The following is a 13,465-nucleotide window of genomic DNA, read 5'->3' on the forward strand; positions in this document are numbered from 1 at the left end:
AATTTTGGTTGTTTAAATTTTTTCCCCGCAGTCTATTGTGCGGTATTCGTCAATCGTGTCATCTCGTGGCCACAAGCGGGCATTCAGCGCATGCTCAATGTCAGGATCGTGGATAAGGTCACAACAATGCCCATAAAGATGCTTGGCGGAACAGCCAGCCATTTTTGTAAACGAAGCCAGACCGGATCGGAAATTGCCGGATCAAACGAAACAATGGTAAAGAAATCGTGGGCGCACATTTTTCTGAAGAGGATTTTCACCCAGAAATTAATGAACCAAATAAAAAGGATGAATGCCACCCATTTTAGCCATAACGGGAGCAAGACAGCTGCGAAACAGGTTATGATGGTCAGTTGATAATAGGAAAGAACATAGGACTTGTTTCGCAAAAAGGTTTTCAGCAGAAACTCTAATAAGCCGTTCTCTTTGCTCCGCTTTTTAAAAATCCGTCCGGAGTTGCGAAAAAAAACGAGCGGTCTTTTTCTTCTGGTGACGGACGGCTTTTCAACTCCCATTGAGAATGCAAGAATGAACTTTATATATTTGGTTTGTTCAGCGCTTTCGGTTTCCAGATCTTTAATCCACCGATTCGTCTTCTTCAGCTGGATAATGTTCAAATAGATCATGATGACGAAACAGAACATGCCGCAGACGGCCCATAGAATTGGAGCCGACACCAGCAGAACGCTGGCCAGACAATATGCCAGAATCATGAACAACCAGCGATAGACGAGCGAATCCGTCAACTTTTTAATCGTCATTAAAGTTAACTTAAACGCACTCACCGCCAGAAAAAGGGATAAGAGCTGCACTTGTGAATAATGATAAATAGTGATCAGTACAGGCAGTGCCAAAATAAACAGCACCGTTTCAAATAAAAAAAGGAAGAGCAACGAAAGCAGCAGACCGCATCGTTTAAGCTGAAGAATCTCCTTTTTCTTTTGAATGAGAAAAAGCAAGTCAGCATCCAGGAGATAGGTTCTGATGTTCCCACTGACAGACAGCAGAAGGAGCAGTATGACCAGCAGTGAAGAGGGCAGACGGGCATCCCAGTAACTATGTATGTTTCGCCAGAAATCGGCGTAAAGAAAAGGAGCAATAGCTGCCGCAGGTATAACAATATAAAGCATAATCGGCCAATCAACAACGGATCGTATAACGTTCCACTGAAATTGGAACTGTTGCCTGAATCTTTTTATAAAAAGTTTAGTCCCGGACATCGGATTCATCCTCTGTCAGCACATCAAAGCAGTCCAGCAAAGATCCGGTGCTTAACCCGCTGTACTTCCGAATTTCATCAAGCGCGCCCTGTACAATGAGCCTTCCATTGGAAATCAAAACAAAGCGGTCGCAGATCTTTTCTGCTGTATCCAGCACATGGGTGGACATCAGGATTCCGGCGCCCTGCTCTTTTTCCTTTTGCAGTGATTGCAGCAGCCTCTTCACGGCTTTAGGATCCAACCCCATAAAAGGTTCATCGACGATGTACAGATCCGGCTGTTTGAGAAAGGCGAGCACGAGCATCACCTTTTGCTGCATCCCTTTTGAAAAACTTTCCGGATACTGATGAATGACACGGGTCAGCTGGAAGCGTTCCAAGAGCGTATTGGTGCGATCAATATAGGACTTTTCATCCGTATCAAGCGTCGTCAGCAAGAATTCGATGTGTTCCCATAACGTCAATTTCTCATAAAGAATGGGGCGTTCTGGTATATAGGCGTAGTTACCAAGCTGACAATCGCCCTTCACGTTTTTCATAATGCCAAGAATTGACTTGATCGTTGTGCTCTTTCCGGCCCCATTCGGACCTATCAATCCGACCAGTTCTCCGGTGTCAACCGAAAAATGAACATCTCTTAACACAGGTGAATCTGCAGCATATCCGGCTTCATTTATATCAACAGATAAAAGCAAGAGAATCCCTTCTTTTAGATCATAATGATATGCTAGTAATCATAAGCCGCGCAATAAACAACCTCTTAAGTCATTGTACCTTATTAATCAATCAATCTAATAGGTCTTTTAAGTCGTATAAATGACGAATAAAATGGTAATCTCTATGCATGAGTTTATTCAATAGATACAATTTCCAGTTTCGATTGATAACGAGAGACTGAATGCCTAATTTCAGTGCTCCATTACAATTTCGAATACTGTCATCCACAAAAATGGCCTGCTTGGGCGAAATGTTTAGTTCAACTAATGCTGATTGATACATTAACGGGTTAGGCTTTGTTACCCCTTTCTTAGATGAAATCACAAATGATGAAAAATAAGCCCTCAAGTTCGCTTTATTGAATACACCTTCTAACGAAGGCCATGCATCTGAAACAACAGCAAGCTTGTAATGCCGGCTTAATTTGGGAATAAGCTGTACCGCGTCCTCAAAGAATGTATACTTGCTTGGATTAAAAACCAAATCTTTAGCGATGGCTTGTATCGAGATGTCGTCTAAGGCCAGCTCCGGAAGACAACCGGCAAAAATGCGGTAAAACTGAATAAAGTGTGCATACTCCTCTTTTTCATTTATGATGAGATTTTGTTGTTTGATATACTGTGATGAATGAAAAAAAGCTTCCTCCCTTTTTTTAGATGAAATCGAATAAAATTTTTCCTTGTTAACGTAACTAAAGAAATTTGGGGGAATAAACCAGTGGCCTGATTTGGGTTCATTCAACACTCTCCCCGAATCAAATAATATGGCTTTTAGTTGCCCCCTCTGCAAATTTTTTATTGTCATTCAAATTCACTCCTCTTCATCGTTGGGTAATGAAGTTCCCGAATCAGCGCAGCTATTGATTTTGTCATATAAGCATCTTTTCTTCGAATAAAAACAGCTTGAACCCTTCCATTCTCGTCCGGTATCTGAATAAAGTGTAAGCCTTCATGGTTGGTTTTTTCATAAAAACTTCTGGGTAAAACCGCAATCCCATTTTCCCGCCGAACACTGTCCAGTATCGCTTCCAAAGATCCCCTTATCAAAATTCTTACCGGTCCGATCCCCCTTTTTAACATGAACCGATTCACTTTTAATCCAATACAATTTGGATTTAACATAAAAAACCGCTGACGAACAAGTTTCACTGCATCAAGAGTTGCGCGCAAGCCGGACACAAATCCAATTTCTTCATCAAAAGAAAATTCATTAACAATTTGTGAATGAGCAACAGGGCCATCAACAAAAGCACCGTGCAAAGTGAAATCAATGACTTGGTTAATCAGTGATTCCGTATCTGCCACTTCAACATTTATTTTAACATTCGGAAATTTGTTTTGAAATGAGGAAATGATATCCGGTATTTTAGTTGCCGCAAATCTGTATGCCCATGGCGACCGATGCACCTGTTCGATTAACGGAATCTGGGCAAAGTGCAGCTGTATCATCCCGTCTTTAAATTTTGCATTTCTGTCTCTGTTCTGTTTATTCGAATCAGTGTAGATCATTAAATCAATATCGCTATACAGGTCTGCTTCCCCTCGGGCTGCGGAACCACCTATCGATACAAACGTGCGTCGGGGATATCGCATGCGATAAACTCTTTTGCCAAACCAAACAGATAGTTGCTTCTTTCATTCATTGACGATCACCTGCTCAGATTTCATAAGAAAATATCAGTTTGAACATAACATCATACACAATTTAAAAAGGTATATGATTTATGCCCATGTTTCTTTTTTCAAGCCAACTCGATTTTTAATCTATCATAGACCGATAAATATCAGCCTATCTTCTTCAATTTAATGTGACCGGACAAAAATAAATATGTTATTGACAATATTCATCGATTACAGTAAAGTGTAATCAATACAGTTTAGTGTTACACGTACAGTAAAGTGCTAATAAAAAGGAGGAAAAGGGATTGGGTTATTTTACGGCACAGCAAATCACCGATGTACTTAAAAACAGCGACATCAACATCAATTTAAGAACGGTCAGATATTATACTCAGATAGGCATGGTCCCACCACTTCAAACGGTTGGAAAAAGACGCGTCTACACCGATGTTCACCTTGCCTACTTTCGGGCGATACTGACATTGGCGAAAATGGGAGAAACACTGGCGACAATCCGCGAAGAGCTAAAGGATCAATCAATCGACGAGATTAAAAAGATTGGCGATCAGATCACTCTGTATCAGTCAAACAAAATTTTGAACCGTGAGACAACAAAAATAAATGATGATGCATTTATTATACTCAACTCCAGAATAAATCCTGAGACAAAGCAAAAAATCTTTGATTCCATATCAGAAATCATGAAAGAAGATGGGGAATGATGAAAGTTGAAGCAAGACTCGAAAAAGCAGAATTGGAATGTCTTGAAGGTTTAAACCATTTATGGATTCATCTTGAATGTGTTGACTGTTCTGTAATCGTTAATTTCAGGCTTCATCTTGATTTTCCTGAGGGTATCTGCCTTTTGAAAAACTTAAATGATTTTCCCGAAGATCAGTCCCATACGGTGACAGTTCCAAAAGTCGATCAAAATCTGGATATGGTCTTCGAACTATTTACAGAAAAAAAGCTGCCATTGGGACGAATATTTCTGATCCTTCTTTTCTCTTTTCAAAATCATGGCCAATTTTACAAAGATCAGAGGCAAATACCTCTGACCATCGTTTCTGAAGAAGCAAGCGATAAGATCATCATGGATCAAGAAGTTGTTTCCCTTGTAGAGAAAATGAAAAAGCATACGAAACAGGGATATACTTTTGAGACCATTCCGAGGGTGATTCAGGAAGCGATCACGGAACTTTCCCCTTTGGAAAGAAAATATCGTATTGATGGTGTTTGTGGGGCGGTTTAATGCATGCCTTCCTAGATATTTTCAAAAATTCAAACTATCGCCAGCTATTTCTTGCTTCCTTTGCATCACAATTTGGAACGGTGACGTCCACCACGGCCTTTACTTTTTATCTGCTTGATCAGTACGCAAACAAGCCTTACTATGCAACCCTTGTCGAATTAATGTACACTCTGCCTTCACTTTTTGTTTTTTTCATCGTTGGTGTGCTAGCAGACAACATCAACCGACAAAAAATCATGATTTATTCTGATTGGCTGAATGCCTGTCTCTGTGTCATGCTGGTTACAGCCACTCTTTTAAAAATCGTTACGATCATCTTTGTCCTGCTTTTTATGATAACAGCCGTGTCCAAATTCTTTGTTCCGGCGCAAACCGCTGCAATTCAAGGAATTCTTCATGACCGAGAATACGCTGTGGCTGGTGGACTGAATCAAATGCTTATTAGCATATTTCTCCTTTTTGGAACTGCTTTTGGAGCTTTCTTTTACTGGAATCTAGGGATTTCAGGCGCCATATTGATGAACTGTTTCAGTTTTCTTTTCTCAAGTTTTTTAATTTATCATTGTCATTTTCCGAAGAAAGCGATTCTGCCCAAGGAAAATCCCAAAGACACTCGTTTAAACATCAGCATGATCTTCTCTGAATTTAAACAGGGAATGGTTTATATTTTAAGACATCGCCTGTTGAGTGCCCTGATGCTCGGTACGGCTGTATTAGGTTTTGTAAACGGCGGGCTGTCCATCATGCCCATCTACCTGCTGAAATATAAATTAGCTCCCAATGACTATCAGCAGGCCGCTGCGGTATCAGGAGTGGTTTTCGGAATGGGCATTCTCTCAGGCAGTTTTGTTGCTTCTTTAATTGTTAATAAAATTAAATTGTCTCAGTTAATGATTTTGGGCTTTCTTATAGCGAGTGTCTTTATTTCTTTAGAATATTTTGCGAAAAGCTTTCTTCTTTATCTTTTCTTTTATTTTTGTGTCGCACTGTGCATCCCCATTGTCAATGTTGCCTTATCGGGATGGCTCCCCAGGATTGTCGATTCCAGATTTATGGGACGCGTGCAGGCTTGGTTCGACCCGATTGGTAATCTGACACAATCACTGCTTTTTGGAATTATTGCGCTCGCTTTTCCAAGGTATATAAAAGTTGAAACACCCTTTCTTTGGTTTGGTGGCTGCCTCTTATTCGTAGCGATCTTTTACATGTTTGTGTTTCCAAAATCAGTAAAGACATTACAAAGTATAGATAGCTAAAAATCGTTCTTTTCGCTTATTTTGACTCTCAGTACTTGAAGAAGGATCTCATCGGCCTTTAATGACAGTGTTAAAAGGCCGTACTGTTTTTTATCGGATTAATACAGCTGCCTAACATTTTTCAGGTGGATAATGCCCTATGCGCTCAAAGCAATTATTTTAGATTTCTAGCATATCAGGACGAATAAAAGATCTCATCAGTATAAATTCAACCTCTTCTCTCAGTTGCATGTTGCAAAAGATTGGCTTACGCTTTAACTGTTTAGTAATTATTAAATAGTTAAAGCATAAGGAGCTGATACGATGGATAGAACTGTGTTGGATAAATATTTCCATCTCTCGGACGCGATAGACTCTTTTGCCGAACTAATCAAATAATGGCTTCTTTCATTCATTGACGATCACCCGCTCAGATTTCATGCAAAATTATTGCCAACTTCGCGAAAGTAAGAAGCAAATACCTCTGACAACGTTGATTCCAAATTTTTGAGACGCATGCAGGGTGGCTAGAAAGCCGAATCTATCAAACCACGAAGTTACTGGAAAGCTACTTATTCTGCGCAAATTCACATAAATAAAAAATAATTTGACAAAATATGTGCGTCTTATTACTTCAAATGATCGATTTCGAGCGTTATAGTTAACAAAAATAAACAGTAGATCAGATGAACGATTATAGAGATATCGTCCGGTTTTTTCTGTTCTGGAAAGGGTGATACAAGTTGACGAGTCATGATGTTCTTCTACTTACAATTGCCATCTTCAGTATTTTACTTCTCATTTTCCTGATTGTTTCCAGACTTCACATGCATCCACTGCTGGCCCTGTTAATCGTCTCGGTTGGCGTTGGCATCGCTTCAGGAATCAAAATCCAGGATCTGGCCGCTTCAATTGAAGCCGGAGCCGGCAACACATTGGGCGGCGTCGGCCTGACGGTAGCGCTTGGTGCTATGTTTGGTAAAATTCTTGCGGATTCAGGTGTGAGCAATCGGATTGCTTCTCAGCTTCTGAGCCACTCAAACAGCCATAATTTGCCCTGGCTGATGGCATTGGCTGCTTTTATTATTGGTATTCCAATGTTCTTTGAAGTCGGCCTAATTATTCTGCTACCGCTTATTTTTACGGTTGCTCGTAAGGTGGAAAAACAGGGCAAAGTAAAGGGTTCTCCGTATATTATGATCGGTGTTCCTGTGATTGCGGCACTCGCTTCGATGCACGGTATGGTTCCGCCGCATCCTGGGCCGCTGGTTGCAATCAACGGCTTTAAAGCGAATTTGGGCATGACGATGATTTACGGTATCATCTGCGCAATTCCGGCAATTATTCTTGCCGGACCGCTATATGCCAGATTTATCGCACCGCGGCTCAGCGTCCGACCGGATGAACAGTTGATGGCGCAATATACTACGGCTATTGTTTCCCCGACTGTGGGCAGGCACCCCGTGTCAAAGGTGACCGCCTGGGTCGTTACGCTGCTTCCGATGATTATGATGCTCATCCGGACACTTGCCCAAACACTGCTGCATGAGAACTCAATCATTTATCAAATAACTGCCTTTATTGGCGATCCGGTCATGGCGATGCTGATCGGACTTCTGGTTGCGATTGTCGTTCTCGGTTATGCACGGGGTGAGGATGGGAAAACGTTGCGCACTTCACTGGGAAACAGTCTGAAACCGATCGCGGGCATCCTGCTGATTATTGCCGGTGGTGGAGCTTTTGCCAAAGTTCTGGTTGATTCACACGTCGGAGATGCGATCGTACATCTCTCATCAACTTTTTCTCTCCCGGCGATCGTGCTCGGCTGGGTAATTGCTGCTCTTCTTTCTGTAACTACCGGTTCGGCAACCGTCGGTATTGTCGGTGCCACCGGATTGCTCGCACCGATGATTGCGGCAAATCCGGGAATCAACACATCGCTGCTCGTTGTAGCGATTGGCTCCGGTTCGCTGTTCTTTAACTACGCCAATCACGCGGGTTTCTGGCTGGTCAAGGAATCTTTTGGAATGACCATGGGGGAGACTTTTAAAACGATTACGGTGATCCAGTCGATCGTTGGACTTGTTGGCCTGATCATGGCTTTGGTACTCAATATGTTTCCGGTTATTTAAAATAAGCATTTTCGTGTTATCAAAATTGTAATTCATCCACCCTCTCAGTTGCATTTTACAGGAGAGCAATCTATAATTTGATTGTTTATTTATTATTAAACTATAAAAGTGAAAAGGAGTTGATACGTTGGCACGTACTACATTGGACGAATATTTCCATCTCTCGGATTTGGCGGGGCATGATGAGGAGAATTTTAGAAAACTGATCGCACTGTTTGCAGACGATGCAACAATTATACCCAATCAATCAGGCGAAATTAAAGGGAAGGAAAGTATTGCCCGTTTTTTCAATGAATTTTTCAAAAGGAATGCTGAGGTCCATCATGTCTGGCATACGACGAAAAAAAACAATCAATTGGAAACCAAATGGGCCGTATCCGGTCGTAGGGAAACCGGAGAAATATTTGCTTTATCCGGAAAGGATATTGCGAAATTAAATGCTGCAAGTGAAATTCAACATTTAAAAGTGATTGTTGATTAATTCTGCTGTGTCTATACAAATGTTCTCTACTGAGTAAGATTAACTGTCAGTAAGGAACGAATTGCAAAACATTCGTCCACCCGTGCTTTTTTGCACTTTCGGTTCGTTTTTAAAAATTCGGTTTGCCTTGTTGCAGATTTTACATACCCATTATGAGATTCAAAAAGATCACTTTTTAAATCGAGCTAAAAAGTGATCTTTTTGTAATTAATTCAGTTATAGCAGCAAATCATGCTCTGAATTGCCTTGTATGTTCCGCCAAATGGACTAAATTCCGTAAAAACTCATGAGTGGCTGCTTCGTAATTGTACTTTTTCCCCAATTCATAAATATAACCATTGATATAATCAACTTCTGTTGGCCTGTCCTTTGACATATCCTGATACATTGATGGGTAATGAAGGGGATTGGTTTCTTCACTGACATGCTTGATCGTTTCCCACTCTTCTTGCCGCGTGGTCAACAACTGAATCCCCGCCCGTTCACAGACATCATATGCTTCATTGATCAACTGTTTTCCCAGTTTATCTGCATTGGGATAAGAAATAAATTGTCCCATTTGAATTTCAAAAAGTGTGCACAAAGTATTAATAACCGAATTGAACACAACCTTAGCCATTAAAGTGCCTTGAAAATTCCTTGTTAATGTCGGATTAAGATTTGCCTTGGTAAAGTCTTTCACGATTTGTTCCGTTGTTTCATCCGGTTCTTCGGTTTCATTCGCCATATTCATCGAACCGGCACCTGGCTTGCCAATAAAATCAACGTCACCGGCTTTATTCAAAACCGTGCCGATGAGGGCTGTGCCGCCGATTACCTTGCTCTTATCAAAGTACTGATTAAGCTTTTCAATATGACCCATCCCATTCATCCCAGTAACAACATACTGATGGCTTTTGAAAAAACGGGCACTGCGCTTCAGAAGGTCAGCCAGCAACATTTGCTTTGAGAAGACAATATAAACATCCGGATCATGGGTATAATTTTCAGGTGAAAAAACATTTATCGGAACCAAATGACGATTCTCACCGTCCCGTGATACGTAAACGCCGCCTTGTTCCTTGATCGCATCGATCTGCGCATCCCACGTATCAACGAAATCTACTTCGAAGCCTGCTTCTTGAAGCAGGACGCCATAGCGTAATCCCATTGCTCCAGAACCTAACACAGTATACTTTAACATTCACTCATCCTCCTCAATGATTTAACCCAGGCTGCAGAATCGAAGATCGAAGCTAACCCTTGACCCTATTGAATATAAAAAGATATCCTATTCATCTGGTAAAATATAGGCATGATACCAGTCAATAGAGTTACGAGTTTATTTTAACAGAACAATCGAAAAAGGAGCAACTTTATACATGCGCTGAACCTGTCAGTCTTTAATAGACTATGTCCAAGAGTCATGATATGGCCTATAATGGGAACAACTCTTTAAGATGGGACGAGCAAAATTGATCTTGGACTATGGTCTGAAGTTTATTATTGGTGGAACGATCTTTGTATTAATGTCCTATTTCAGTGAATCGAAGCTTTTATTTCTATCAGGTGTCATCACGTTTATTCCAATCATGACCTTGATCAATATGGGTATGCAAATGAGAAGCATGAACCTGAAAGAATTTCGGACAACTGAGTTTAATGCGATATTCGGCGCTTTTGGTGCTGTCGTTTTGATTCTGTTTGTTTTTATTTTAACCAACTGGATTAAGCCCGCCTATGCAGCCACCATTTCCGTGGCCCTTTATATTATTTATATGTTGCTCTGCAAGCATTTTTTGCAATGAAACAAAAGGGCATTATCGAGGAACTTTTTCAGCTATTAGTGGATTAGAAATTTGCTTAATAAATACTTGTTGCGCGATCATTACAATTAGACAATTATTCAATACAGCCAAAAATTAAGAAATGCTGTGGATGAAAGCAGCGATCTCGGGAAGCGGTGATTCTTTGGACCAGAGTACATAATGTGCCCCAGCTACTTTTACAATGTGGATATTGGGCTGATTTAAAAAAGATTTGATATTTTTCTTCTCGAATTGTTCCCTTTTCCTTTCAATACCTTCATAAGAAGCATAGCAGAGACAGACGGGAAGCCGGATAGCGGATAACATCTTTTTGGGCCGTGCCTGATAAAAGCATAAATGAAAAGGCAAACCAGCCTGCTTCAATGGAACAACCGCTTCAAAAAAAGCTTTCGAAATATATGGATTCGTATAGTCCAAATGCATCCATCGGCAAAATTTCAGGAAGTCCTCCTGCGTTCCATCCGTCTCCGATGACTCTTCAATGGAAGGCAGAATATAACGTCCGACAAAAGGATATACTTTTCTTTTAAAAACCCTGGACAGCAGACTGAGCAGAGGCATCAACAGCGCAGATTTTCCCATTTCGGAAGGAAAACGCGGCAAATTAAAATGACCACTGTCAAGTAAGGTCAGGCTTTTGACACGATTTGGATAATGATAAGCTGCGCATAAGCAGACGAAGCCGCCAACAGAATGTCCGATCAGGTGAACTTTGTCCAGTTTTTCTTCATTAAAGAATTGAACTACCCAATCTGCTAAATCCTTTGTTGTGATCGATTGTTCGAAACCATTGTTTTTCCCATATCCGGGTAAATCACAGAGAAACAATTGATAATTTTGTTGCAGATCATCTGCTATGTTTTGCCCTTCAATCCCTGAGAAACCCGCAGCCGGAAAGAACACAATTGATTCCCTTCCCGTTCCGGTTTTTTTATAATGACAGTGAACAGCCATATACCCTTATCTCTTTTCCCATTGTCTTCTTATTGATTAAACGAGATGCTTATGGAGTATAAACATTTCTCCTTTTCTGCCTATTGCTCGCTTTCCTGTATCTGTGAAGCCGGACTTTTTATAAACATGTTGCGCGATAAAATTGTTATGGTTTACTGCCAAAATAATTTCTTTTTTATCTGGAAAATTTTTCTTTACAAAAGAATCCAGTAATAATAACGATTGAGTGGCGATTCCCTTTCCCTGATAAGCGCCATCAATCGAATAAGCTCTGAGAAGAAGGGCCGCTCTGTTTTCACTGTAATCTTTAACCCCTTCCCATCCATGAAGAACAAGAAAGCCTGCCGGTTCTCCTCTATATAAAATAATAATAGGACACCTTTCACTATCTTTTTTACATTTTTTAATAGCCTCTAACGGTGAAGCAGTATAGTTCAGCTGATCTTCAGTTAAATGATAATGGCTCAGTTGAGCGTTATATTTGTCACTATAAAACTCAAGAGCTACTGATCCCTCAATCATGGTGAGTCGTCTCCTTCATCTTGTACTGTCCACTATTTCTTGACAACCCTATCCAAACGAATCGCAGGAAACACGAATGTTTATTGATTCTTCTCTCAGAGACATCGCTTCACCTGCATTTGCAAGTTGTATTTTAAACGCCCATTAGTGATTTACTCACAATGTTATTTTAAACGACTAATTGTCGTTGGCCCATAAAACTATGCTGAATACAAATCAAGCTGAACCTTGGAATAAAATGGGGCCTAATCTCATTCCAGAAAATCTGTAGGGAATTGGCACCCAGCACTTTAGCGCTGACGATAAAATCGCGCCGCTTGATTTCACCAATTGGATTGCCGATGTCCAGTGCCGCGATAGGAATACCGATGGCCGCCACAATAATGATTTCTGCAATCTCACGTTCAGTTTGTGAATAGGCATAAATTTCAGTCATTATATTCGGCTGAAGAATAGGAACAAGAATGACAAAGGCTAAAAGCATCATCGGAATATAGTGCATGCCGTCAAGCAGCCCCGTGATCGTCCTTCTGAACCGATAGAGATACATGCCATAAACCCAGCCAAAGAAAGAAGCAAATAGCAAACGAATAAGGGCAATGATAAAGGCAACACCCTCTGAAAGATTAAATTTTGCAAAAAAGTCATTGTAAACCTTACATTAAGTTGAGAACAATTAATACCCAAATTATTTGGTGTTTACTTTTTAATCAGCAAATAATAGCTTTCGCCCAATTAAACTTTATTGACCAATGACATGAGACACAATCCACTTGGCGACACCATCGTTTTCATTGCTGTCGCATATAAAATTTGCAGCTCTTTTTGCCCAATCTATTCCATTAGAAACAGCCACCCCAATACCACATTTCTGAAGCATCTCGATGTCATTGAAGTCATTCCCGAACGCTGCAACGCTGGAAAAACTTAAATGGGTCTCCTTTAGGATTGCTGCAATACCGTTTACTTTTGAAGCATTTTGGTTTACGATTTGATACCAGTCCTCGCCATAATTGGATACCAAGCGAAGCCTCGGATACTTTTTTAAAATGGATTGCAGTGTTTCACCATTGCTGCATTCCGCTGATATTTTGGGCGCGTCAAATTTCATTTCTGTTTTAAAATCATTATAGACAGGCTTCCACTCTTCTTCCCACAATGTCCCTTCATAAGTCGTATAGAGACAATCTCCTGCTTCAACAGTGATGCAAGTCACGTCCTCCGCAGAAATGAGGTCTGAGAGCAATTCATTAGTCATTTGTCTTGGAATATTTTGGTTATAGACGATTTTACCTTTGTGTGACAGGGTGGCTCCATTGTTCGAAATAACATAATCACATTTGATTTTTCTTTGAAAAGGTCGTAGTGTACGCTCCGGACGTGCGGTCGCAAAGGCAAATTCGATCCCCTTTTGATGGCAGCGGTTTAAAATATCAGCGGTATAGTCAGATATCATTTTCTGATGGTTTAATAAAGTGTCATCAAGATCCGTCACAATCATTCGTATTTCCATTTTGTCATCTCTT

General features: G+C 40.6%; 15 protein-coding genes. 6 read left to right on the forward strand and 9 right to left on the reverse strand.

Annotation, left to right across the window (positions count from 1 at the left end; translation table 11 throughout):
* Positions 1-83 precede the first annotated feature (83 nt).
* The 4 genes from COP04_RS12360 to COP04_RS12375 all read right to left on the reverse strand — a co-directional run bounded on the left by COP04_RS12360 (position 84) and on the right by COP04_RS12375 (position 3,528).
* Positions 84-1,220, reverse strand: coding sequence for an ABC transporter permease (locus COP04_RS12360; protein ID WP_100488301.1), 1,137 nt, complete (start codon positions 1,218-1,220; stop codon positions 84-86).
* Positions 1,207-1,914, reverse strand: a complete 708-nt coding sequence (locus tag COP04_RS12365; RefSeq protein ID WP_100488302.1) for an ABC transporter ATP-binding protein — start codon at positions 1,912-1,914, stop codon at positions 1,207-1,209. Before COP04_RS12365 ends, COP04_RS12360 begins: the two co-directional genes overlap by 14 nt.
* Before the next feature lie 91 nt (positions 1,915-2,005).
* Positions 2,006-2,740, reverse strand: coding sequence for an HAD-IA family hydrolase (locus COP04_RS12370; protein ID WP_100488303.1), 735 nt, complete (start codon positions 2,738-2,740; stop codon positions 2,006-2,008).
* Positions 2,737-3,528 carry a LysR substrate-binding domain-containing protein gene (locus COP04_RS12375; RefSeq protein ID WP_100488304.1) on the reverse strand — a complete coding sequence of 264 codons (792 nt, stop codon included), beginning with the start codon at positions 3,526-3,528 and terminating at the stop codon, positions 2,737-2,739. Before COP04_RS12375 ends, COP04_RS12370 begins: the two co-directional genes overlap by 4 nt.
* A 332-nt stretch (positions 3,529-3,860) precedes the next feature.
* On the opposite strand from COP04_RS12375, the gene COP04_RS12380 reads away from it, so the two are divergent.
* The 5 genes from COP04_RS12380 (at position 3,861) to COP04_RS12400 (ending at position 8,655) form a co-directional block, all read left to right on the forward strand.
* The gene (locus COP04_RS12380) at positions 3,861-4,277 is read left to right on the forward strand and encodes a MerR family transcriptional regulator (RefSeq protein WP_100488305.1); all 417 of its coding nucleotides are present in this window, start codon (positions 3,861-3,863) and stop codon (positions 4,275-4,277) included.
* The gene (locus tag COP04_RS12385) at positions 4,274-4,807 is read left to right on the forward strand and encodes a hypothetical protein (RefSeq protein ID WP_100488306.1); all 534 of its coding nucleotides are present in this window, start codon (positions 4,274-4,276) and stop codon (positions 4,805-4,807) included. The genes COP04_RS12380 and COP04_RS12385 overlap by 4 nt, the downstream gene beginning before the upstream one ends.
* The gene (locus tag COP04_RS12390; RefSeq protein WP_100488307.1) at positions 4,807-6,063 is read left to right on the forward strand and encodes an MFS transporter; all 1,257 of its coding nucleotides are present in this window, start codon (positions 4,807-4,809) and stop codon (positions 6,061-6,063) included. The genes COP04_RS12385 and COP04_RS12390 overlap by 1 nt, the downstream gene beginning before the upstream one ends.
* Positions 6,064-6,785: 722 nt before the next feature.
* Positions 6,786-8,174, forward strand: a complete 1,389-nt coding sequence (locus tag COP04_RS12395) for a GntP family permease (RefSeq protein WP_100488308.1) — start codon at positions 6,786-6,788, stop codon at positions 8,172-8,174.
* Between the two features lie 127 nt (positions 8,175-8,301).
* Positions 8,302-8,655 carry a nuclear transport factor 2 family protein gene (locus COP04_RS12400; protein ID WP_100488309.1) on the forward strand — a complete coding sequence of 118 codons (354 nt, stop codon included), beginning with the start codon at positions 8,302-8,304 and terminating at the stop codon, positions 8,653-8,655.
* Positions 8,656-8,884: 229 nt separating this feature from the next.
* On the opposite strand, the gene COP04_RS12405 is transcribed toward COP04_RS12400, so the two are convergent.
* Positions 8,885-9,838, reverse strand: a complete 954-nt coding sequence (locus tag COP04_RS12405) for a ketopantoate reductase family protein (RefSeq protein WP_100488310.1) — start codon at positions 9,836-9,838, stop codon at positions 8,885-8,887.
* A gap of 271 nt (positions 9,839-10,109) precedes the next feature.
* On the opposite strand from COP04_RS12405, the gene COP04_RS12410 reads away from it, so the two are divergent.
* Positions 10,110-10,442, forward strand: a complete 333-nt coding sequence (locus COP04_RS12410; protein WP_239984855.1) for a hypothetical protein — start codon at positions 10,110-10,112, stop codon at positions 10,440-10,442.
* Between the two features lie 114 nt (positions 10,443-10,556).
* Here COP04_RS12410 and COP04_RS12415 read toward each other — a convergent pair whose 3' ends face one another.
* From COP04_RS12415 to COP04_RS12430, 4 genes are all read right to left on the reverse strand, one after another.
* Positions 10,557-11,417, reverse strand: a complete 861-nt coding sequence (locus tag COP04_RS12415) for an alpha/beta fold hydrolase (protein ID WP_100488311.1) — start codon at positions 11,415-11,417, stop codon at positions 10,557-10,559.
* 36 nt (positions 11,418-11,453) lie between these two features.
* Positions 11,454-11,939, reverse strand: coding sequence for a GNAT family N-acetyltransferase (locus COP04_RS12420; protein ID WP_100488312.1), 486 nt, complete (start codon positions 11,937-11,939; stop codon positions 11,454-11,456).
* Positions 11,940-12,108: 169 nt separating this feature from the next.
* On the reverse strand, positions 12,109-12,525 hold the full coding sequence (locus COP04_RS12425; RefSeq protein WP_100488313.1) for an ABC transporter permease subunit: 417 nt from the start codon (positions 12,523-12,525) through the stop codon (positions 12,109-12,111).
* Between the two features lie 156 nt (positions 12,526-12,681).
* The gene (locus COP04_RS12430; protein ID WP_100488314.1) at positions 12,682-13,452 is read right to left on the reverse strand and encodes an HAD family hydrolase; all 771 of its coding nucleotides are present in this window, start codon (positions 13,450-13,452) and stop codon (positions 12,682-12,684) included.
* Positions 13,453-13,465: the final 13 nt, after the last annotated feature.

The organism is Sporolactobacillus pectinivorans (genome assembly GCF_002802965.1).
Classification (GTDB): domain Bacteria; phylum Bacillota; class Bacilli; order Bacillales; family Sporolactobacillaceae; genus Sporolactobacillus; species Sporolactobacillus pectinivorans.

Coding starts and splice junctions, on each gene's coding strand:
- COP04_RS12360 (WP_100488301.1), bottom strand. CDS start 1,220: ATGTCCGGGACTAAACTTTTTATAAAAAGATTCAGGCAACAGTTCCAA.
- COP04_RS12370 (WP_100488303.1), bottom strand. CDS start 2,740: ATGACAATAAAAAATTTGCAGAGGGGGCAACTAAAAGCCATATTATTT.
- COP04_RS12375 (WP_100488304.1), bottom strand. CDS start 3,528: ATGCGATATCCCCGACGCACGTTTGTATCGATAGGTGGTTCCGCAGCC.
- COP04_RS12385 (WP_100488306.1), top strand. CDS start 4,274: ATGATGAAAGTTGAAGCAAGACTCGAAAAAGCAGAATTGGAATGTCTT.
- COP04_RS12390 (WP_100488307.1), top strand. CDS start 4,807: ATGCATGCCTTCCTAGATATTTTCAAAAATTCAAACTATCGCCAGCTA.
- COP04_RS12405 (WP_100488310.1), bottom strand. CDS start 9,838: ATGTTAAAGTATACTGTGTTAGGTTCTGGAGCAATGGGATTACGCTAT.
- COP04_RS12415 (WP_100488311.1), bottom strand. CDS start 11,417: ATGGCTGTTCACTGTCATTATAAAAAAACCGGAACGGGAAGGGAATCA.
- COP04_RS12420 (WP_100488312.1), bottom strand. CDS start 11,939: ATGATTGAGGGATCAGTAGCTCTTGAGTTTTATAGTGACAAATATAAC.
- COP04_RS12430 (WP_100488314.1), bottom strand. CDS start 13,452: ATGGAAATACGAATGATTGTGACGGATCTTGATGACACTTTATTAAAC.